General features: G+C 69.9%; 20 protein-coding genes. 10 read left to right on the forward strand and 10 right to left on the reverse strand.

The features are described from left to right. Positions 1-34 precede the first annotated feature (34 nt). On the forward strand, positions 35-514 hold the full coding sequence (gene ybaK / locus SSMG_RS31960; protein ID WP_009082959.1) for a Cys-tRNA(Pro) deacylase: 480 nt from the start codon (positions 35-37) through the stop codon (positions 512-514). Here the strand turns inward: ybaK and SSMG_RS31965 are convergent. Further along, positions 511-1,215: a class I SAM-dependent methyltransferase gene (locus tag SSMG_RS31965; protein ID WP_037718317.1), complete on the reverse strand. Its 705-nt coding sequence runs from the start codon at positions 1,213-1,215 to the stop codon at positions 511-513. The two genes, ybaK and SSMG_RS31965, sit on opposite strands and share 4 nt — an antisense overlap. Before the next feature lie 26 nt (positions 1,216-1,241). Next, on the reverse strand, positions 1,242-2,216 hold the full coding sequence (locus SSMG_RS31970; RefSeq protein WP_009082963.1) for an Lrp/AsnC family transcriptional regulator: 975 nt from the start codon (positions 2,214-2,216) through the stop codon (positions 1,242-1,244). 141 nt (positions 2,217-2,357) lie between these two features. On the opposite strand from SSMG_RS31970, the gene SSMG_RS31975 reads away from it, so the two are divergent. From SSMG_RS31975 to SSMG_RS31985, 3 genes are all read left to right on the forward strand, one after another. After that, positions 2,358-3,254, forward strand: a complete 897-nt coding sequence (locus tag SSMG_RS31975; RefSeq protein WP_009082965.1) for an MBL fold metallo-hydrolase — start codon at positions 2,358-2,360, stop codon at positions 3,252-3,254. A gap of 253 nt (positions 3,255-3,507) precedes the next feature. Beyond that, the gene (locus SSMG_RS31980; RefSeq protein ID WP_037715530.1) at positions 3,508-3,696 is read left to right on the forward strand and encodes a hypothetical protein; all 189 of its coding nucleotides are present in this window, start codon (positions 3,508-3,510) and stop codon (positions 3,694-3,696) included. Beyond that, positions 3,693-5,108 (forward strand): carboxylesterase/lipase family protein, encoded by a 1,416-nt coding sequence (locus SSMG_RS31985; protein ID WP_199841103.1) that lies wholly within the window; start codon positions 3,693-3,695, stop codon positions 5,106-5,108. The genes SSMG_RS31980 and SSMG_RS31985 overlap by 4 nt, the downstream gene beginning before the upstream one ends. 146 nt (positions 5,109-5,254) lie before the next feature. Here SSMG_RS31985 and SSMG_RS31990 read toward each other — a convergent pair whose 3' ends face one another. Both SSMG_RS31990 and SSMG_RS31995 read right to left on the reverse strand, forming a co-directional pair. Beyond that, complete coding sequence (locus tag SSMG_RS31990; protein WP_009082971.1) at positions 5,255-5,863, reverse strand: alpha/beta family hydrolase; 609 nt, start codon at positions 5,861-5,863, stop codon at positions 5,255-5,257. Next, entirely contained in the window at positions 5,860-6,615 is a 756-nt protein-coding gene (locus SSMG_RS31995) for an SOS response-associated peptidase (RefSeq protein WP_009082972.1), read from the reverse strand. Before SSMG_RS31995 ends, SSMG_RS31990 begins: the two co-directional genes overlap by 4 nt. Positions 6,616-6,752: 137 nt before the next feature. Here SSMG_RS31995 and rsgA point away from each other — a divergent pair, with 137 nt between their 5' ends. From rsgA to SSMG_RS32015, 4 genes are all read left to right on the forward strand, one after another. Next, positions 6,753-7,748: a ribosome small subunit-dependent GTPase A gene (gene rsgA / locus SSMG_RS32000; protein ID WP_286157085.1), complete on the forward strand. Its 996-nt coding sequence runs from the start codon at positions 6,753-6,755 to the stop codon at positions 7,746-7,748. Between the two features lie 72 nt (positions 7,749-7,820). Beyond that, on the forward strand, positions 7,821-8,621 hold the full coding sequence (locus tag SSMG_RS32005; protein ID WP_009082976.1) for a hypothetical protein: 801 nt from the start codon (positions 7,821-7,823) through the stop codon (positions 8,619-8,621). Positions 8,622-8,794: 173 nt separating this feature from the next. Then, on the forward strand, positions 8,795-9,703 hold the full coding sequence (locus SSMG_RS32010) for a hypothetical protein (protein ID WP_037715534.1): 909 nt from the start codon (positions 8,795-8,797) through the stop codon (positions 9,701-9,703). Between the two features lie 152 nt (positions 9,704-9,855). After that, a complete protein-coding gene (locus SSMG_RS32015; RefSeq protein ID WP_009082980.1) occupies positions 9,856-10,653 on the forward strand; it encodes a hypothetical protein in 798 nt (265 codons plus the stop codon). A gap of 105 nt (positions 10,654-10,758) precedes the next feature. Here SSMG_RS32015 and SSMG_RS32020 read toward each other — a convergent pair whose 3' ends face one another. Beyond that, positions 10,759-11,250, reverse strand: coding sequence for a hypothetical protein (locus tag SSMG_RS32020; RefSeq protein WP_086024917.1), 492 nt, complete (start codon positions 11,248-11,250; stop codon positions 10,759-10,761). Then, on the reverse strand, positions 11,247-12,644 hold the full coding sequence (locus SSMG_RS32025; protein WP_037715536.1) for a wax ester/triacylglycerol synthase family O-acyltransferase: 1,398 nt from the start codon (positions 12,642-12,644) through the stop codon (positions 11,247-11,249). Before SSMG_RS32025 ends, SSMG_RS32020 begins: the two co-directional genes overlap by 4 nt. A 34-nt stretch (positions 12,645-12,678) precedes the next feature. On the opposite strand from SSMG_RS32025, the gene SSMG_RS32030 reads away from it, so the two are divergent. Next, positions 12,679-13,443, forward strand: a complete 765-nt coding sequence (locus SSMG_RS32030; protein WP_037715538.1) for an RNA methyltransferase — start codon at positions 12,679-12,681, stop codon at positions 13,441-13,443. Here the strand turns inward: SSMG_RS32030 and SSMG_RS32035 are convergent. Then, entirely contained in the window at positions 13,436-13,819 is a 384-nt protein-coding gene (locus SSMG_RS32035) for an HAD-IA family hydrolase (protein WP_009082988.1), read from the reverse strand. The two genes, SSMG_RS32030 and SSMG_RS32035, sit on opposite strands and share 8 nt — an antisense overlap. A 169-nt stretch (positions 13,820-13,988) precedes the next feature. Here SSMG_RS32035 and SSMG_RS42725 point away from each other — a divergent pair, with 169 nt between their 5' ends. Beyond that, positions 13,989-14,468, forward strand: a complete 480-nt coding sequence (locus SSMG_RS42725) for an Rv3235 family protein (RefSeq protein ID WP_100266943.1) — start codon at positions 13,989-13,991, stop codon at positions 14,466-14,468. Between the two features lie 128 nt (positions 14,469-14,596). On the opposite strand, the gene secA is transcribed toward SSMG_RS42725, so the two are convergent. The 3 genes from secA to SSMG_RS32055 all read right to left on the reverse strand — a co-directional run bounded on the left by secA (position 14,597) and on the right by SSMG_RS32055 (position 19,868). Further along, positions 14,597-17,515 carry a preprotein translocase subunit SecA gene (gene secA, locus SSMG_RS32045; protein ID WP_009082991.1) on the reverse strand — a complete coding sequence of 973 codons (2,919 nt, stop codon included), beginning with the start codon at positions 17,513-17,515 and terminating at the stop codon, positions 14,597-14,599. Between the two features lie 263 nt (positions 17,516-17,778). Next, entirely contained in the window at positions 17,779-18,462 is a 684-nt protein-coding gene (gene raiA / locus SSMG_RS32050) for a ribosome-associated translation inhibitor RaiA (RefSeq protein WP_009082993.1), read from the reverse strand. Positions 18,463-19,223: 761 nt separating this feature from the next. Then, on the reverse strand, positions 19,224-19,868 hold the full coding sequence (locus SSMG_RS32055) for a ComF family protein (protein ID WP_009082997.1): 645 nt from the start codon (positions 19,866-19,868) through the stop codon (positions 19,224-19,226). Between the last annotated feature and the right edge of the window lie 147 nt (positions 19,869-20,015).

Below are 20,015 nucleotides of genomic sequence, written 5' to 3' on the forward strand. Positions count from 1 at the left end.
CGGGCATTCCCGGCCGATTCGTAGACTCGCCCCCATGGCGGGCAAGGGCACACCGGCTACGGCGCTGCTGCAGAAGCAGAAAGTGGCGCACACCGTGCACACCTACGACCACGACCCCCGGGCGGAGTCGTTCGGCCTGGAGGCGGTGGAAGCGCTGGGCCTGGAGCCCGGCCGGGTGTTCAAAACGCTGGTCGCGGACGTGGACGGGAAACTGGTCGTCGGCGTGGTGCCGGTCACCGGCCAGCTCGACCTGAAGGCGCTCGCCGCGGCGGCCGGGGGCAAGAAGGCGAAAATGGCCGATCCGGCCGCGGCCCAGCGGGCGACCGGATACGTGCTCGGCGGGATCTCGCCGCTCGGCCACCGGAGCCGCCTGCCGGTCGTGCTGGACGGTTCGGCGCTGGACTACCCGACGATGTTCTGCTCCGGCGGCCGGCGCGGGCTCGAGGTGGAACTGGACCCGGCCGAACTGGTCCGGCTGACCGGCGCGGTCGTGGCCGGGATCGCGGCGGGCTAAGCGGTCTCGGCTGCTTCGAGCACGAAGAACAGGAAGCAGAGGAAGGCGTCCTTGCCCTGCATTTCGTCGGGGAACTTCTCCTTCGCCCCTTCGGCCGGACAGGGCTCGCTGACCACCGAGATCCGGAACCCGGCCTTGGTGAACTCGTCGGTCATCGCGTGCAGCGGGCGGTGCCAGTACGCGAGCACGCCCTTCTGGCCGTTGAAGGTGTATTCCTCGGACCATTGTTCGACGGCGAAGTAGTTGCCCTCGGGGTGGACGAATTTGTAGAGGATCGGGTGGTTGACGGCCAGGATCAGCCGTCCGCCGGGCCGGATGATCCGCCGCAGTTCGGCGAGCGGGGAGGTCCAGTCCTCCAGGTAGTGCAGCACCAGCGCCACGATGACGTCGTCGAATTCCTGGTCGGCGTAGGGCAGGGGCCGGCTGAGGTCGGCGACTCGGAGGTCCGCGTCCTCGCCGAGTCTTTTCCGGGCCAGCTCGACCATGGTGGTGCTGAAATCGAACCCGCTCACCTGCGCGCCGCGGTCCCGCAGCGATTCGGACAACGGCCCGGAACCGCAGCCCGCGTCGAGAATCCGTCTGCCCGCTACGTCTCCGGCGAGGTCGAGAATCGCCGGGCGGGTGTAGTAGGCGTTGATGAGACTGTGCTCGGTTTCGATCGCGTAGGCCTCGCCGAACGTGTCGTAGTCGTTGGCAGTCATGGAATCCACCCTGGCACGACCTGCGGTCAGGCGGCCGCCGCGCGCCAATAGCGTTTCCGGACCTCCAATTGGAGGGTGCACTCGATGGCGGTGACGTCTTCGCTGCCGGGGAAACCGCCGCTGACGAAATCGGCCAGGTCCTCTTCACCGCGGAAGACGCCGTCGCAGACGAAGGTGGACGACGCGGCGGCGAGGGCCAGGTACCGAGTGGTCGGATGCGCGGCGATGGCGGCGCCGAGGCGGGCCGTCGCGGACGGCGGACAGGAAATGCCGATGACGGCTTCGACCCGGTAGCCGAGCTTGCCCGGCTCGATCTCGACGCGAGGCCGCAACAGGCCGGAACCGAACATCGCCGTCGCGACCCGGCGAGCGCGGGACTCGGAGAGGTCGAGCACGCGGGCGAGGTCCGAGTACGGCGTCCGCGCGTCGTCGCGCAGCACCGCCGCGACTTCGCGCTCCAGCGGACCCAGTTCGGTGCCGGATTCCTCCGCCCCGGCTCCGGAGTGCGAGGCCAGCGCCTCCTCTTGCTCACGGGTCAGCCTGCGCAACCGCCACGCCGAGGAACTGGTGAGCCGCCGCAACGCCGACTCCGTACGCACCGAGCGGATTCCGGGCACGGCGGGAATCTCGTCGACCAGCGCGCGGGCCGTGGCAGCGCGGGTCATCCCGTGGACCACGGCGTAAACCTCGCCGCGCCCCGAGGCGAGCGCGACGTGCGTGGTGTCGTCGCGCCGGACCAGCGCCTCGGCCACCTCACGAGCCCGGCCGGGTTCGGTGCCGAGCCACACGTGCGCGGGCGGCCCCTCGGCGAGCAATGACCAGTCGACCTCGCAGATGACCCGGAGCAGCCCCTCGTCGAGCATCCGGCTGTAGCGCCGCCCGACCGTGCGCGCCGAGCTGTCCAGGACGCGAGCCAGCACGTCGAAGGGCGCGCGGGGCGCGTGCTGCAGCGCGGCGACCAGGTCGAGGTCGATGTCGTCCAGCACGCCGTCGTCGGCCACTGGCGCCTCCCTTCAGGTTCGCAGGCGCAGCCTACCCAAGCTCTATCGTGACTGAATCAGGCGTATTATGCTCCTGATTGAATGAATACGGCACCTTGTGCAATTCTTTCGCATGAACCAGTCAGCCGAGGGAGAACCCGCTTGACCGCCACGATCACCTTGGGCTCAGTGACCGCGACCCGCGTCCTGGAGTACGAAGGAACCACCCGCCCGCCCGAAGCCATGTTTCCCGGCCTCGCCGAAGGAACGTGGCAGGAGCACGAATCCCGGCTGCCCGCGGATTCCTGGGACCGCGAGTCCGGGCTGCTGCGCACCTGCGTGCAGACGTGGGTGCTGCGCAGCGGGGGCGCCACGATCCTGGTCGACACCGGAGCCGGCGACGGCAAGGACCGCCCCGGAACCCCCGCGTTCCACCAGCTCCGCACCGGCTTCCTAGACCGGCTGGCCGCGGCGGGCGTCGCCCCCGAAGACGTCGATTTCGTGGTGAACACACACCTGCACTCCGACCACGTCGGCTGGAACACCCGCCTCGACAACGGCGAATGGCGCCCGACGTTCCCGAACGCGACCTACCTCCTGCCGCGCGCCGACCACGACTTCTGGAACCCGGCAGGCCCACACCGGCCGAAACACGCGCGGGCGAACGAAAATGTGTTCGCCGACAGCATCGCCCCGGTAGTCCACAGTGGACAGGCGCGGCTCTGGGAGGACCACTACGACATCGACGAGGCCCTCCGCCTCGAACCGGCCCCCGGCCACACCCCAGGGTCGAGCGTGCTGACCGTCCGCTCGGGCACGGACCGAGCGCTATTCGTCGGCGACCTGCTGCACCACCCGCTGCAATTCGCCGAACCTGACCTGAACAGCTGCTTCTGCGAGGACCCGACGCTGGCCGCCGCCACCCGGCACAAGCTGCTCGGCCAGGCCGCCGATGAGCGCGCGCTCGTCTTCCCGGCGCATATCGGCTCCGCACCGGCGGTCGAGATCGTGCGGGATGGAGCGAAGTTCACCGTGACCCGGTGGGGGATCGACGGATGACCGCCGTTTCCAGCACCGCCCCTCGCCGAACCCAGCCTTCACAGCCGATTCCGCGCCGCCACGACCCGGCCCGAGTTGCCCCGCCAAACCACCGAGATCGTCGTGGACGGAGCGAAATCCACCGCGATCCGACGGGGAACCGACACATGACCGCCACCTCCCGCACCGCCCCGACCCTGCCGCTCCCCGAACCAAGCCTCCCGCAGCTGCTTCCGCGAACGAAATTCACCGTGACCCCATGGGGAACCGACGCATGACCGCCACTTCCCGCACCGCCCTGATCCTGCCCCTCGACAACCCGCTTCCCTTCGTCAAACCCAGCCGCTCCAGCGAAGACCCACCGCGCGCCGCCGCTACCCCGCCCAAGCCGCTCAGCCAAACCGCCGAACACATCCCCGGCGGATTGGAATTCACTGTGACCCGATGGGGGACCGAAGCATGACTGTCGTTTCCACCGCCGCCGGACGAGTCCGGGGCATCGCGGCGAACGGGGTGCACACCTTTCGCGCGATTCCTTACGCCGCACCGATGTCCGGCCCCGCGCGGTTTCAGGCGCCCGCACCAGCAGCGCGCTGGGACGGTGTGCGCGACGCTACTCGACCAGGTCCGACCGCTCCGGCCGCGCGGCGGGAGTTCGGCGGGGTCGACCTTCGGCCGGTGCTCGGGTCCGGCTGGGTTCCCGGCGCGGACTACCTGTCGGTCACGGTCAGCACGCCCGACCCGGGGACCAGCGGCCTGCCCGTGCTGGTCTTCTTCCACGGCGGCGGCTTCACCGCGGGCACCGGCCAGACCGAGCTGTACGACGGCGACAGTTTCGCCCGAGACGGCGTCGTCCTGGTGACGGTGCAGTACCGCCTCGGGGTCGCCGGGTGGTTGCGGCTTCCGGACGCCCCGGCCAACCGCGGGCTGCTCGACGCGCTCGCGGCTCTGCGCTGGGTCGCCGGGAACATCGCGGCGTTCGGCGGCGACCCCGGCAACGTCACGGTCGCCGGACAGTCCGCCGGGGCCATGCTGGTCGCCGCTCTGCTCGTCACCCCGGGTGCCAAGGGCTTGTTCCGCCGGGCGATCAGCCAGAGCGGCAGCGGCGAATGCGCGTTCCCCGCCGAGAAGGCAGACCTGATCACGCGCGCGACCGTCGAAGCGCTCGGGGTAGCACCGACCGCGGCCGCGCTGAGCGAGCTGCCCGACGAGCGGCTGGTGGCCGCACCGGCCGCGATGCCGTCAGCGGCGATCGCCGGATTCCGCGATACGTCGCTGGGCAACAGCGCGTACAAACCCGTCCTGGACGAGGCGACCCTGCCTGCCCAGCCCGCGTCCGGGAACACGGCCCCGGTCAGCCTCCTGATCGGCACGAACGCCGACGAGGCGAACCTCTACACCGCGAACCTGGACGACACCGGTCTGCACGCCGCTGCAGCCCGCCGGTTCCCGGACCCCGCCGCGGCCATCGCCCGCACCCGCGAGCGGCACCCCGGCGCGTCCCCCGCCGAGCTGGCCGCGCGCTTGATGACCGAGGCCTACGAAGCGAGCAACCGGCTCCTCGCGGACGCACACAGCCGGGCCGGAAACCCCACCCACGTCTACGAGTTCGCCTGGCCCGCACCCGGCCCGGACCACCCGCTGGGGGCGTGCCACTGCGTCGAGCTGCCGTTCGTGTTCGACCACGCCGAGCTGCCGGACCTCTACGGCCAGCCGGGCCTGCTCGGCACGGGACGACCGGACCCCGCGCTGGCCGCCCGCACTCACGCGGCCTGGGTCTCCTTCGTCACGAACGGCGACCCGGGCTGGCCCGCCTACCGCCCCGAGGCGCCCGCGATCATGCACATCGCCGAAAAGTGGTACCTCAAATCCTGATTCCGCTGCCCAGCCTACCCGGAACGAGCGGCCCGAGACCGGGCTTCGCGCCAGTTGCCCACAGGCAAACCAAGTTGTGGACAACTCCGCCGAAAGAGCCCTGACCAGGGAAAACTACAAGCAAAACTATCCACAGCCGAGCACCGTCACAGATGCGGCCGGACGACCCGCCTCAACCACTCCGCAGCGGCCCGCGCCACCGCGTCCAAATCCGCCGACAACGTATGGTCCCCCGCCACCACGACGACCTCGTGGTGCGGCGCAGCCGACGGCCGGCCGAACGGATCCCGCTCCCCCTGGATCACCAGCGCGGGCACCTCGACCGCGTCCAGTTCCGCCTGCCGCGACTTCTCCGGCTTCCCCGGCGGATGTTCCGGAAAAGCCAAGCACAGCACCGCGACCGCCTGCCCGGCCGACGCCGTCCGGCAGGCCACCCGCGCCCCCGAAGACCGACCGCCGAACACCAGCGGCAAATCGTCGAACCGGGCGGAAATCTCGTCCGCCACCGTCAGCCAAGCCGTGTCCAGCTGTTTCGCCGGAGCCGGCGCCCGCCGACCCGCCACCCGGTACGGCTGCTCCACCAGCGCCACATGCATCCCGGCCGCCTTCGCCGCCTGGGCTACCGCCACGAGATCCTTCGCCCCGATGCCGCCGCCCGCGCCGTGGCCGAGCAGCAGCACCGCGTCGCCGTCCGGCGCGCAATGCAGCTCGACCCGCGCGGGCCCGTGTTCGGTGTCGATCTCGAGCGTGGTCATGACAGGTCGAACAGCGAGTCGACGGACTGCTCGGTTTCGACCCGCCGCAAGAGCTCGGGGCCGTTGTTGCGGACGTTGTTCACCAGGCTCGACACCGGCCGCAGCTCGAGCGATTCGACGATCGCGGGCGGAGTCGGCGTCATCAGTTCGTCCACTTCGGACCGGTCCGGGTCGAGCCAGCCCGCCCAGTGGTCGCGCGGCACGATCAGCGGCATCCGGTGGTGGACGTCGGTGAGCTGGCCCGCGGCGTCCGTCGTCAGGATCGAGAAGGTGATCAGCGGCTCGGCGTCGGCGTCGTCCTTCGGCCGCCAGCTTTCCCAGATTCCGCCGAACGCGAGCGATTTCCCGGAGGGATCCGTCATGTAGAACGGCTCCTTCTCCTTGCCGGTGCGCCGCCATTCGAACCAGCCGTCGGCGGGAACGAGGCAGCGCCGCGACGCCAGCGCGCGCTTGAACGCGGGCTTCTCCTTCGCGGTTTCCGCGCGGGTGTTGATCATCCGCGACCCGGCCGAAGGATCCTTGGCCCAGAACGGAACCAGGCCCCACCGCATGATCCGCAGCGAGCGCTCCGCGGGTTCGTCCTCGAGAACGAGCCCGTCCGCGTCGCGGGGATGCCGCTGCACCACGGTCACGACGTTCTTGGTCGGCGCGACGTTGTGGTCCGCCCGCGCCCGGCCCTCGGTCAGGTCGACCGCGGCGAACTCCTCGACCAGCTTCGCCGGGTCTTTCGTCGCGGCGTAACGGCCGCACATGCCAACCTCCTCGGGGTGCCTCAGGCGCCATCGTCGCACGCAAACCGGGCCCGGCGCGACCGGCATGGGATCATTCGACCAGGCAAAGGGCGACCGGGAGGACGTGGGCGGCTTTGGGGCGAGGCGACTGGAGGCGGCTGGACGAATCCGACGTGCGGGTGCGTCCCGGCAAGGGCACCAGGCCACGCAGCAAGCGCAGGCCCGAGCACGCCGACGCGGTCACCGCGATGGTGATCGGCAAGGACCGCGGCCGCTGGACGTGTGCGATCGACGCCGACCCGGACCGCGTCGTGATGGCCATGCGGGCCCGCGAAATGGGCCGCGTCTCGGTGGTCGTCGGGGACCTGGTCGCGCTGGTCGGCGACGTGTCCGGGCGGCCGGACACGCTCGCCCGGATCGTCCGCGTCGACGAGCGCACCAGCGTGCTGCGCCGCACCGCCGACGACACCGACCCGTACGAACGCGTGGTCGTCGCCAACGCCGCGCAGCTGCTGATCGTCACCTCGCTGGCCGATCCCCCGCCCCGGCCCGGATTCATCGACCGCTGCCTCGTCGCGTGCTACGCGGGCGGCTTGGAACCCGTGCTGTGCCTGACGAAAGCCGACCTCGCCAGCCCGGATTCGCTGTTATCCGGCTACGCGGGCCTGGACGTTCCGGCCATCGTCTCCCGGCACGACGAGGAACCCGAGGGCCTGCGCGAACGCCTCGCCGGCCGGATCACCGCCCTCGTCGGACACTCCGGAGTCGGCAAGTCGACATTGGTCAACCGCCTGGTGCCCGCCGCCGAACTCGCGACCGGCGACGTCAGCTCGGTCGGCAAGGGACGGCACACCTCGGTCGCCGCGGTGGCGTTGCCGCTGGCGGGCGGCGGCTGGGTGGTCGACACCCCCGGCGTCCGGTCGTTCGGGCTCGCGCACGTGACCGCGGACGACATCGTGAACGCCTTCGAGGAATTCGCCGAGGCCGCCGAGGAATGCCCGCCGAACTGCGGCCACCTCGGCCCGCCCGAGGACCCGGACTGCGCGCTGGACGACGTGGTCGCCGACGGCAACGCCGGAGCGGAACGGCTGGCGTCGCTGCGCCGGCTCCTGGTGTCGCGCGCGGGCGGCGGCGACGCGCGCACCGAATCGTGACCTGAACGGCGTAACCCACGGCCGCCGCTGCCGATACGGAGTGCGACAGCTTCCGAGTCCAGGGGGATTTTCATGCGGCTCCGCGTTGGCGCCGTGGCCGTTTGCGCCGCGCTCGTGCTGGCTGGGTGCGGCGCGCCCGCGGCCTCGCCGACCGGCCCGTTCACCGATCTCGGGTCGCTCGCCGCGGCCGTCCGCCAAAGCCTCGGGAAGACCGGCACGGTGCGGCTGACGATGTCCGAAGAGAGCGGCAAGGGTTCGGTCGACGTCGAGGTCGGCCTTCTCTACAACGACCCGCGCACCGCCGTCGACCTGCGCATGGACGGCGGGGCCGAACTGCGCATGGCCGGCGAGCTGCTGTTCGTCAAACCGCCCGACGCACAAGCCAAGCGCTTCGGCAGCGAGGGACGGTGGATCCACGTCTTCCCGCTCGCTTCCGACGTGTACTCCAAAGCGTTCTGGAAGCTCGCGAAGCAAACCGCCGAGCAGACCGACCCGCTGCGCACCGTCGACCAGCTCGTCCAAGCCGGCGAACTGACCGGGTCCGAGCAGGTCGAACTCGACGGCCGCAAGCTCACGCACTACCGCGTGCAGCTCGATTTCGAGCGCGTCGCGGACCATCTGATCGGCTTCGTCGCGGACGAATCGCAGGACCGGATCCGGACGCGATTGGCAGGGAAGGGGGTCCGGATCCCGCTGGACCTGTGGCTCGACGACTACCAGCGGCCGGTCAAGGTCGTCCTCGACGAACGGCCGATGGCCCGGTTCGACCCCGGCGAGACCGGCTCCGTGCTGACCGTCCAGTACCGCCGCTGGGGCACGCCGGTCGAGGTCGCGGCACCGGCTGCGGATAAAGTCGACGACCTGGGCGGATAAACCGGAAGATAACTCTCCGGCGGAGGGAACCTTTTCCCGCCGGACGGCGTCACAGAAACAACCTCGCGGAGTCACCCCGCCAGTGGCCCGCGCGCCGGACCGCAAGGACGCGGCCCCGTGGCCGCCCGGCGACAACGCAGGTGAGAGACCGATTCCTTCCTAGGGGGAGAACCATGCGCAAGACCACGACGTTCGCTGTCGCCGCCGGTGCGGCGCTGGCGCTGGTGCTGACGGGCTGCGGCTCGAGCACCGAGAACGGCACCGCGGCCCCGGCCGGCCAGTCCAAGGACGGCGGGTCCGGTCTGGCGTCGCCGTTCAGCGACGCGCTGAAGCTGGCCGACGCGGCCAAGCAGGGTACGGAGAAGGCCAAGTCGGCGAAGATGTCGATGGACATGGCCATGGGCGGCCAGTCCGTCAAGGCCGAGGGCGCGATGCGCTTCGACGGCGAGAACTCCGCCATGTCGATGACGATGAGCACCCCGCAGGGCGCCACCGAGATGCGCTACGTCGACAAGACCCTCTACATGAAGGTCCCGGCCGCGCAGTCCAAGCAGTTCGGCACCGACAAGCCGTGGCTGAAGATCTCGCCGGACGCCACTGACCCGATGTCGCAGTCGTTCAGCAAGGCGATGGCGCAGTCGACCCAGCAGAGCGACCCGACGCAGATCCTCGACCAGGTCTCCAAGACCGGCCAGATCGTCGGGGCCGACCAGGTCGAGCTGAACGGCGAGAAGGTCAACCACTACAAGGTGGAGCTGGACGTCAGCAAGTCCATCGAGACCTACGCGAAGGGCCAGCCGGCCGAGGTCCAGGAGCAGATGAAGAAGATGCTCGAGGGCAAGAACATCAAGATCCCGGCCGAGATCTGGATCGACAAGGACCAGCTTCCGCTGCAGGTCACCATGGACCAGTCCGAGATGATGAAGCAGCTCGGCGCGTCGTCCGGCTCTTCGGCCGCGGGCGCCGCGGGCGGCAAGCTCACCGTCAAGTACACCGACTGGGGCAAGCCGGTCGACGTGGCCGCCCCGGCCGCCGACCAGGTCACCGACTTCGGCGAGATCATGAAGAAGATGGGGCGCTGATCCCCGCTGCTCTTCGCGGACCCCGAGCCACTCCGGCTCGGGGTCCGTTTTTTGTGCGCTACTGCCGGTAGCACGCGTTCCCCCGAACGGGTCGGCCACGCCCGTTGTGCTTGGCTTGGCTGCACTTACGGCCGGTCAGAGAGGGTTTTCGGATGCGCAGGACGGCCGTGGCGGGTTTCGCCGCGCTGCTGGCGATCGTCTCGGCGGGTTGTTCCAGCGCTCCCGAACCCCAGCGCTTCACCGACGCCCGCGCGCTCGCCGACGCCGCTTCGGCCGCCACCCTGGCCGGACACACCGCGAAGTTCACCGCTGACGTCACCACCGGCACTCTCGTCTCCCACGGACAGGGCCTGGCGAAATTCGAGCCGGCCGGCACGTCGCTCTCGATGACGACGGACTACGTCGGCGAGCCGCTCGAACTGCGGCTAGTCGACAAGACGCTGTACGCGAAGGTCCCGGAAAGCGCGCGAGACCAGGTCAGCGACCACAAAGCGTGGGTGAAGGTCTCCCCCGACGGCACCGATCCGCTCTCGCAGGTGCTGGGCGGCAGCCTGGCGCAACTGGCCGAGCAGAACGACCCGGCCCGCACGCTGGCGCAGGTCCGCACGGCCGGAACGGTGGCCTCCAGCGAGGACACCACCCTCGACGGAGCCCCGGCCGAGCACTATCACCTGACCGTCGACCTGGCGAAACTCGGCTCCGAACTGCCCGGCGGCCTGCCCGCCGAAGCGCTGACCCGGCTCGGCGACCGCGGCAAGACGGTCCCGTTCGACCTCTGGCTGGACGCGCAGCACCGGCCGATGCAGCTGGTCCTGGACCTGACGCCGGTCATGCAGGCGACCGGCCAGACCGGCGTCGCCACGGTCAAGGCGCGCTACCGGGACTGGAACACGCCGGTCACGGTCGAGGCCCCCGCCCCGGCCGACGTCGGCACCCTCACCGGCGGCTGACCGGCACGCGAGTTCGCTCACCGGCCCCGCGTCTCCCCGCAGCTGACGGTCCGTGAAGGGCTCCTTGAGGGAATCAGATTCCCTCAAGGAGCCCTTCACGGACCGCTAGAGCAGTTCGAGCAGGAAAGGCAGCTCCTGCAGCGCGTACCAGGCCAGCTCGTGGTCTTCGGCGTCGCCGAGGGCGAACTCGGCGTCCTCGTCGCCCAGGTCGGCCGCGTCGATTACCGCCGCCGCGGCGGCCACCGCGTCTTCGGCCTCGGCCGAGTCCACGTGGATGGCCGCGATCTGCGACTTCGGCACCGGACCGGCGAGGCGCACGACGGCCGCGTCCAGGTCCGGCCGCAGCGTCGCGTCGTCGACGTCCACCGAGACCACGGCTCGCCGCGGTTCGGCCTTTTCCTCAGCGGCGATCAGGCGCAGCGAAGCCCGAGCCGCGTCCAGCAACGCCGCGTATTCCAGTTCCTCGTCGGAACCGCTCGCGTACGCCTCGCGGAGGGCGGGCGTCAACGCGAACCCGGTGCCGCTGCGAGCGCGGAACTCGCCGTTGGCCTCCAGGTCTCGCAGCATCGCGATCGTCGCGGGCAGATAAACCCTCACCAGTGCGCACCCTTCAGCTCTTCAAGCGCTTCTTCGATCATCCCGCCGAGCAGCCCGACGTCGAACGCGGCCTTGCGGTCGCCGTTGAGTCCGAAGTAGACACCGCCGTGGTAGGAGGTGACCCCGATCGCCAGCGCCTGCGTGCGCATCAGCGGCATCACCGGGAACATCTCCACCAGTCTCGCCTCTCCGGCGTACACCGGCACCTGCGGCCCCGGCGAATTCGTGATCATCAGGTTGAAAATCCGCCCGGACAGCGATCCGCCCGCCCGTGCGCCGAGCGAATGCAGCGTCGCCGGTGCGAACCCGCTCACCTTCAGCAACCCGCGCGCGGCCACCGATCTTCCCGAATTCACGTGTTCGGCCATCGCGTGGCCGAGGTGCTGCAGCCGCAGGACCGGGCTCGGCTCGCCGACCGGCAGGTCGAGCAGATACGCCGCGACCTGGTTGCCGACGAGCGCGGGCGTGGCGAACTCGGCGGTTTCGGCGTCGGTGACCGCCATCGGCACGAGCGCGCGCACGGTCTCGGTCGGCGTGAGGTTCTCGCCGCGCGACAGCAGCCATTCCCGCAGCGCGCCGGTGATCGCGGCGAGGATGACGTCGTTGACCGTGCCGCCGTGGTCGGCGCGGATCTTGCGGAAATCCTCCAGCCGCGTGCGCACGACCGAGAACACGCGGCCGCCGGACACCCGGACGTTCAACGGCCCGGGCGGCGCGGGGCGCGTGATCGTCGCCGCGACCCCACCGAGGGTCTCGACGGCCTTGCTCACCGTGGTCACCGCGTCCCCGGCGATCGAGCGCACGTTTTCGATCAGCTCGCCGGGCCGCTGCACCGTCTCGCTCATCGCGTCGAGAACCAGCTGCGCACGGCTCGGCTCGCGCCGCGGCACCCACAGGTCCTCGAACGGCTCCGGCGGTTCGGGCGTCTCGTCGAGGATCAGCTGGCCGAGATCGATGGTGCCGACACCGTCCACAACGGACTGGTGCGTTTTCGTCACCATCGCGACCCGGTCGCCGGCCAGTCCCTCGACGAAATACGCCTCCCACAGCGGGCGTTCCGGCGCGAGCCGCCGCGACATGAGCCGGGCGACCAGGTCGAACAGCTGGTCGTCGCTGCCCGGCTGCGGCAGCGCGGAGCGGCGGACGTGGTAGTTGAGGTCGAAGTCGACGTCGTCCACCCACACCGGGCGCGCGAGGTGCCCGGGCACGTTGAGCACGCGCTGGCGGTAACGAGGCAGGAACGCCAGCCGCGCGCCGACGAGGTCGAGCATCTGCTCGTAGGTGAATCCGGACGGCGGCCGTTCGAAGATCGCCACGCCCCCGACGTGCATCGGCGTCGTCTGGTCCTCGACGTACAGGAACGAGGCGTCCAGCGCGGACAGGCGGTCGGGCATGAGCCGATCCTTACACAATGCGAGACTGGCCGGTGTGGGTGATGAGCTGGCGGGTTCGCCGAAAGACCGCTTCCTGACCGTATACGGGCGCAAGCCTGTGCTGGAGGCACTGGGCGATCCGGACCTGCGCGTGGACAAGGTGATCCTCGCCGACACCGCGCGCGGCCCCGCCGCCGCGGAGATCCAGCGCGCCGCGAAAGCCGCCGGCGTGCCGGTGCAGCGCGCGAGCGCACACCGGGTGAAAGTGCTGGCCGGCAACGGAAAACAGGACCAGGGCGTACTGGCCGACGTCGTCGCGCCGCGAATGCGCGCCCTCGCCGCGGCCCTGGACGACCGCCGCCCGCCCGCGCGCGTGCTGCTCCTGGACGGCATCACCACGCCGGCGAACGTCGGAATGATCCTGCGCACCGCGACGGCCGCAGGACTCTCCGGGGTCATCGTGCCGCGCCGGGGCGTCGCCGCGCTGGACCCGATGGTGGTGAAATCCTCTGCGGGCGTTGCCTTCCGGGCACCGGTTCTGCGCTGCGGATCGGCACGCGAGGCGGCGGAACTGCTGGTGGAGGCCGGATACAGCCTGTTCGCACTGGGCGCCTCGGCCACGACGTCGATCTTCGACGCGGAACTGCCGCAACGGTCGGCGTTCGTGCTCGGCGGCGAAACGGAAGGCGTCGGCGAGGCGGTGGCGGAGCTGGTGACGGAATGGCTGTCGATCCCGATGCCGGGCGACGTCGAATCGCTGAACGTCTCCGCCGCGGCTGCAGTGCTGTCGTTCGAACTGGTGCGGCGCGGGGTCAGCTGAACAACGCCGCGAGTTCGTCGAGAGTCTCGGCGATCGTGCGGTGATGCACGCCGACCATCCCCGCGGCGACGGCTCCGCGCACGTTCCGCTCGGCGTCGTCCACGAACACACACCTGGTCGCGGCGAGCCCGATCCGCTCGGCCGCGACTAGATAGATCTCGCGGTTCGGCTTGGCGACACCGACTTCGCCGGAGAAGACGAGCGCGTCAAAGTATTGCGCCAGCTCGGTTTTCACCCCCGGGGCGGCACCCGGGGCGTTCGAGACGAGAGCGGTTCTCTTGCCGTTCGCCCGGGCTTCGCGGAGGTAGTCGTAGAGCAGCGCCGCATCCGGGTCGGTGAGCACTCCGGCGTAGTCGACGAGCAGGCCTTTTAGCACTTCGCCAGCCTATCCGCTCCTTCGGCCGGCCCGGTCCCTTAGCGCATCGGGAAGATCCCGTCTGCTCCGTTCTGCCCTTTTCGCCGGATCAGGCACTCGGCGTCCCATCAGCTCGCCGCACCACGCACTAACTCCCGGGTGGACGTCCATGTTTCGGGGAGGGAACTCAATGACGAACCACAGCCTCCGGCCGCTGTCGGCTGTTCCGGAGGTCAGGGGGCGGCGCGTGCATCGGCGCGGCACGTGGCCCTCACCGTACGATCTGCCGCCCGCCGGGCATCGGCTGCTGCGGCTGACCGATCCGCCTCCCGCGCAGCGGCTCAGTCAGCGGCTCAACGCCATCCTCGAAGTCCTCGCCGGGCGGCGGGCGGCGGGGCAGATCCGGCCGCTCGTGGACGACGCGTTGTTTTCCCGGCTCAGCAGTCAGTCGCTGATGCCGGGCCTTCGCCACCACGTCGCCGGGGACCTGCGGGTCTGCCGTCCGGCCGAAACCGCGTTGGAGACCAGCACGATCATTCATTCCGGGCCTCGCGTGCTGGCCTTGGCGGCCCGGTTCGAGCGCACCCGGACGGGGTGGGTGTGCACGCGGTTTCACGTGCTCGCGCCGCGGGTCGAGGGGGCGCAGGCCGGGCGACCCTCGGTAGCCTGATCGGGACAGCTGTCCTAAACCTCAGGACACAGGATCTGGTCCACTGTGGACGCAAAGAAGAACGGCAGCACGAGTGCCGTGCTGCCGTTCTCGATTCTGCCGTCCACAGTGGACGGATCAGGGGCGCGTCAGCGACGCGGTCCCTTCTTGCCCTTCTTCGCCTGCGCCCGTTCCGCGGCCCGCCGTTCGCGGCGGGTTCCGCCCGCGCCTCCGGCGTCCGCGTCGTTCGCGCTGTCCGAATGGGACTCGACGCCGCCGCCTTCGGACGGGCCGGACATGGTCAGTCCGGATTGGACACCGCCGCCGAGTCCCTTGCCGCGCAACGCGGACGGGACCGAATCGGAATCGGTGGCCGGGGGCTGCGGCGGGGCCGGGCGGGCGTGCTTGCCCTCGTCCTCGCTCTTGGCCCCGAACGCTCCGGCCGCCGCGGCGGTGGCGGACGTGACGCCGCCGGGGAGCGCCGACGGTTCCGGCTGCTGGACGGTTTCCGGCTCGGCACGCTCGACCTGCAGGTTGAACAGGAAGCCGACGGCCTCCTCCTTCAGCGAGTCGAGCATCGCGCGGAACATGTCGAAGCCCTCGCGCTGGTACTCGATCAGCGGGTCGCGCTGCGCGAGCGCCCGCATGCCGATGCCCTCCTTGAGATAGTCCATCTCGTAGAGGTGCTCGCGCCACTTGCGGTCCAGCACGGTGAGCATGACCTGGCGCTCGAGGCGGCGCATCGAGCCTTCCTCGCCGACCAGCTCGTCGATCTCGGCCTCGCGCTTGGCGTAGGCCGCGAGCGCGTCGTCGACCAGCGCCTGGCTGAGCGATTCCGCGTCGAGGTCGCCGTCCTCGATCAGGTCGTCCCAGTCGAGGCTGACCGGGTACAGCGTCTTCAGCGCGGTCCACAGCTGCTCGTGGTCCCAGTCCTCGGCGTAGCCCTGGGACGTCGCGCCCGAGACGTACGCCTTCACCACGTCGACGATCATGTGCTCGATCTGCTCGCGCAGGTCCTCGCCCTCGAGCACGCGGTGGCGCTCGGCGTAGATCACCTTGCGCTGCTCGTTCATGACCTCGTCGTACTTGAGGACGTTCTTGCGGGTCTCCATGTTGAGCTGCTCGACCTGGGTCTGCGCGCTCTTGATCGCCTTGGAGACCATCTTGTGCTCGATCGGCACGTCGTCCGGCAGCCGCATGGTGGTCATGATGCGTTCGACCAGCACCGCGTTGAACCGGCGCATCAGGTCGTCGCCCAGCGACAGGTAGAACCGCGATTCGCCGGGGTCGCCCTGCCGCCCGGACCGGCCGCGCAGCTGGTTGTCGATGCGCCGCGACTCGTGCCGCTCGGTGCCGAGCACGTACAGCCCGCCCGCTTCGCGGACCTCGTCGGCTTCGGCCCGCGCCTCTTCCTTGATCTCCTCGAGCACCTTCGGCCACGCGGCCTCGTACTCCTCGGAGTTCTCGACCGGGTCGAGGCCGCGCTCGCGCAGCACCTCGTCGGCGATGATGTCCGGGTTGCCGCCGAGCACGATGTCGGTGCCGCGGCCCGCCATGTTCGTGGCGACGGTGACCGCGCCCTTCCGGCCGGCGCGCGCGACGATCAGCGCTTCCTTGTTGTGGTACTTCGCGTTCAGCACCTCGTGCGGCACGCCCAGCTTGAGCAGCAGCTTCGACAGGTGCTCGGACTTCTCCACGCTCGTGGTGCCGACCAGCACCGGCTGGCCCTTTTCGTGCCGCTCGGCGATGTCCTCGGCGACGGCCTCGAACTTGGCCTGCTCGTTCTTGTAGATCAGGTCGGCGCGGTCCGCGCGGACCATCGGCCGGTTCGTCGGGATCGGCACGACGCCGAGCTTGTAGGTCTGGTGGAACTCGGCCGCCTCGGTCTCGGCGGTACCGGTCATGCCGGACAGCTTCTTGTAGAGCCGGAAGTAATTCTGCAGCGTGATCGTGGCGAGCGTCTGGTTCTCCGCCTTGATCTCGACGCCTTCCTTGGCCTCGATCGCCTGGTGCATGCCCTCGTTGTAGCGGCGGCCCACCAGGATGCGGCCGGTGAACTCGTCGACGATCATGACCTCGCCGTCGCGGACGATGTAGTCCTTGTCCTTGTGGTAGAGCTCCTTGACCTTCAGCGCGTTGTTCAAGTAGCCGACCAGCGGGGTGTTCGCCGCCTCGTAGAGGTTCTCGATGCCGAGCTGGTCCTCGACGAACCGGACGCCCTTCTCGGTGACCGCGACGGTGCGCTTGCGGACGTCGACCTCGTAGTGGTACTTCGAGTTGATCAGGTTGGCCTTCTCGACCCGCTCGCGCGTGCCCATGGTGGTGGTGTCGATGCCCTGCATCAGCGGCGCGAGCCGGGCGAACTCGACGTACCACCGCGACGACTGGTCCGCCGGGCCGGAGATGATCAGCGGGGTCCGCGCCTCGTCGATGAGGATCGAGTCGACCTCGTCGACGATCGCGAAGTTATGCCCGCGCTGCACGCATTCGTCGAGCGACCAGGTCATGTTGTCGCGCAGGTAGTCGAAGCCGAACTCGTTGTTCGTGCCGTAGGTGACGTCGGCGTTGTAGTGCTTGCGGCGCTCCTGCGGGTCCTGCTCGGCGACGATGACGCCGACCTCGAGCCCGAGGAAGCGGTGGATGCGGCCCATCCACTCCGCGTCGCGCTTGGCGAGGTAGTCGTTGGTGGTGACGACGTGCACGCCGTCCCCGGGGATGGCGTTCAGGTAGGCCGCGAGGACACAGGTCAGCGTCTTGCCCTCGCCGGTCTTCATCTCGGCGACCTGGCCGAGGTGCAGCGCGGCCCCGCCCATGAGCTGGACGTCGTACGGCCGCTGGCCGAGCACCCGGTGCGCGGCTTCCCTGGCGACGGCGAACGCCTCCGGCAGCAGCTCGTCCAGGGACTCGCCCTTGCCGTACCGCTCGCGGAACTCGTCGGTCTTGGCCCGCAGTTCGGCGTCCGACAGGTCCTTCACGTCGTCTTCGAGGGTGTTGATGTGATCGGCGATGTTGCGCAGCCGCTTCACCATCTTGCCCTCGCCCGCGCGGAGCAGGCGGTTCAGCACCATCCGGTCGACCTCACTAGCTGATCATGATCGCGCCCAGGCCGTTCCCGGGCAGTAAATCGCCACGGCTGGCGCCCGTGTGCGCCGCCGCCGTCTCCCCATCGTAGGGAACGCGGGCTGGTCCGCGCACGCACGTCGTCGCAGAAGGTCACGGCGGGTTTCCACAGGTCCCGACGAAGGTCGTGCCGCGGGTCGTCCTCCGGGCACACGGACGGCCCGCACGCGTGCGCGTGCGGGCCGCCGGTCGAAGTTGTCCCGGGTGGGGGTCAGCCCAGCCGGATCACGCCGTAGTCGAAGCCCTTTCGCCGGTAGACGACACTCGGCCGGCCGGCCTCGGAGTCGTTGAACAGGTAGAAGTCGTGGCCGACCAGCTCCATCTCGTAGAGAGCCTGGTCCACCGTCATGGGATCCGCGGCGTGCTGCTTCTCGCGGACGACGCGGCCGGGCTGATGGCCCAGGTCCTCGTCTTCCCATCGCCCCTGCCGGGGAATGTCGCCCGCACTCGTCGCCGCGAAACCGTTCGCCATGGATTCGGTCGCGTCGGGTGCGTCCAGGACGGCCGTGCCCATGGCGGGCCCGGCGACCGCGTCGGAGCCGCCGGCCATCGACGTCGCCTCGGCGACCGATTCCGGACGGCTGCGCCCGTAATGCACGCGCCTGCGGTCGTGTGTCCGCCGGAGCCGGTTTTCCAGCTTGGTGACGGCGGAGTCGAGCGCTGCGTAGAAGTCGGCTGCGCTCGCTTCGGCGCGAACAGCCGGACCGCGGCCCTTCCCGGTGATCTCGACGCGCTGGCAGCTCTTGGCCTGCCTGCGGTTGGGCTCGTGGAAGAGCTCCACGTCGTAGCGGATGACCTTCTTGTCGTAGCGCTCAAGGCGGGCCAGCTTTTCGCTGACAAGCGCCCGGTAATGCTCGGGCACCTCCACGTTGCGGCCCTTAACGACGATGTCCATACACGACCTCCCTCGCTGAGGAAACTGCGAGCTGTTGTGTTCTCACGGCACCGGTACTGCGAGCGGATGCTGCACGGGTTGGCGGGCTGAAAAGAATTCGGCGACCGGATCACGACGTCTCGTGGCGGAAGCGCGAACGCGGACTCAGCGGGCCGCCGGTGCCAGGGACATGGGCTGCACACCTCCCTGCCTGCGGGTTTTGCTGATAGCGGAGCACGTTAGCTTCATCACGCCGTCCGCAACAGCCCCCGAGCCGGGGGATGTCACGATCCGGGAACCCGTCACGGCGCGCAGTGAATCATGCGTGCGCAGCCCGGAACCGCCGCTCGGAAGGCCGAGCGCGTGCGCCCAAGTTTCACGCGGACGGCTCAACCCAGCGGCACCTCGGACGCCGAGGGTGACCGCCCCGGTCAGCACAGCCGCCACCTCGGCGAACTGCCCCGGCTCGGGGGTGATTCCGGCCCTGACCCTCATGCCCGGACAACGGGCGACGACGCCGGGAGGTTCCCTCTTGACATCACTCGTGTAGGTGACACCTGGCGTTAGTGGGCATGCGAACGAGAGCGGCCTCCCTGGCGAGAATGCGGTCCGCGGTTTTCGGACGGACGGTTTTGGAATCGTTCCATTGTGGACGGGGACGGAGCGGACGATCGGTTTCCGCACAACCGGATTCCGTTTTCGGCGGCGGCCGGACCCGGCCCGCGGCGGATTCGCGAGGCGGCCCAGCGTGCGTTCGGGTTTCGGACGGGGACAGGTCCCTTTCAGACTGTCGCCAGCAGGGCGAGCACCGCCACCACCGGCACCCCCGCGTTTTTCAACGCCGTGACGCATGCGGCGGACGTGGCGCCTGTGGTGATCACGTCGTCCACCACCACGACCCGCGCACCCGGCGGCGGACGCCCGGCCGCAGCGAACCGCAACCGGCCCTCCAGATTGGCCACGCGTTCCGCCCGGCTCAGCCCGACCGCGTCCCGTCCGCCCTTCAACACCAGGGCAGGCGCGACGTACGCCCCCGTCAACCGAGCGGCTTCCGCGGCGATTCGCAGGACGTGCGGGCCTCCGCGCACCCGGGAAGCGGTCCGTCGGCTCGGAGCCGGGACGAGACACCACGGGCTGGCGCGCGGACCGCCGGAAGGCAACGCCAACAGCCCAGCGGCCAGGACTCGGCCCAAAAACGGGGCCACGTCGCGACGGCGGCGCTCCTTGTAGGCGAGCAAGGTTCGCTTGGCGGCACCCGTGTAGCGCGCCATGGCGTAGGCCGGAGCCAACGCAGTCAGCGGCGCGCGGAGTACCGCAGTGGGGGACCCCCACTTCGTGGAGCAACTGGCGCACACGGGCGCGCCGCGGGTTTCACAGCCTGCGCAGTAGGTCGGGAGGAGCAGGTTCAGCAACAGTCTCAGTAACATGACTCCGAGTGTGCACTCGACCACCGACAGTTTTGGACCGCGCGAGCGCCGAAGCCCGGAATCGGTGCCGGGAAACCTCGGAGATCACCCGGATGGGACGGACATCCCGCGCCCAGCTCAGTCGCCGTCCACGACCCCGGGCATCCG

Origin of the sequence: Streptomyces sp. AA4, assembly GCF_000158875.1 — a bacterium.
In the GTDB taxonomy this organism is placed as follows: domain Bacteria; phylum Actinomycetota; class Actinomycetes; order Mycobacteriales; family Pseudonocardiaceae; genus Amycolatopsis.

Excerpts from the sequence above, each read along its gene's own strand:
- ybaK (WP_009082959.1), top strand. The coding sequence starts at position 35 with ATGGCGGGCAAGGGCACACCGGCTACGGCGCTGCTGCAGAAGCAGAAA.
- SSMG_RS31965 (WP_037718317.1), bottom strand. The coding sequence starts at position 1,215 with ATGACTGCCAACGACTACGACACGTTCGGCGAGGCCTACGCGATCGAA.
- SSMG_RS31980 (WP_037715530.1), top strand. The coding sequence starts at position 3,508 with ATGACCGCCACTTCCCGCACCGCCCTGATCCTGCCCCTCGACAACCCG.
- SSMG_RS31985 (WP_199841103.1), top strand. The coding sequence starts at position 3,693 with ATGACTGTCGTTTCCACCGCCGCCGGACGAGTCCGGGGCATCGCGGCG.
- SSMG_RS31990 (WP_009082971.1), bottom strand. The coding sequence starts at position 5,863 with ATGACCACGCTCGAGATCGACACCGAACACGGGCCCGCGCGGGTCGAG.
- SSMG_RS31995 (WP_009082972.1), bottom strand. The coding sequence starts at position 6,615 with ATGTGCGGCCGTTACGCCGCGACGAAAGACCCGGCGAAGCTGGTCGAG.
- SSMG_RS32005 (WP_009082976.1), top strand. The coding sequence starts at position 7,821 with ATGCGGCTCCGCGTTGGCGCCGTGGCCGTTTGCGCCGCGCTCGTGCTG.
- SSMG_RS32010 (WP_037715534.1), top strand. The coding sequence starts at position 8,795 with ATGCGCAAGACCACGACGTTCGCTGTCGCCGCCGGTGCGGCGCTGGCG.
- SSMG_RS32015 (WP_009082980.1), top strand. The coding sequence starts at position 9,856 with ATGCGCAGGACGGCCGTGGCGGGTTTCGCCGCGCTGCTGGCGATCGTC.
- SSMG_RS32025 (WP_037715536.1), bottom strand. The coding sequence starts at position 12,644 with ATGCCCGACCGCCTGTCCGCGCTGGACGCCTCGTTCCTGTACGTCGAG.
- SSMG_RS42725 (WP_100266943.1), top strand. The coding sequence starts at position 13,989 with ATGACGAACCACAGCCTCCGGCCGCTGTCGGCTGTTCCGGAGGTCAGG.
- secA (WP_009082991.1), bottom strand. The coding sequence starts at position 17,515 with ATGGTGCTGAACCGCCTGCTCCGCGCGGGCGAGGGCAAGATGGTGAAG.
- raiA (WP_009082993.1), bottom strand. The coding sequence starts at position 18,462 with ATGGACATCGTCGTTAAGGGCCGCAACGTGGAGGTGCCCGAGCATTAC.
- SSMG_RS32055 (WP_009082997.1), bottom strand. The coding sequence starts at position 19,868 with ATGTTACTGAGACTGTTGCTGAACCTGCTCCTCCCGACCTACTGCGCA.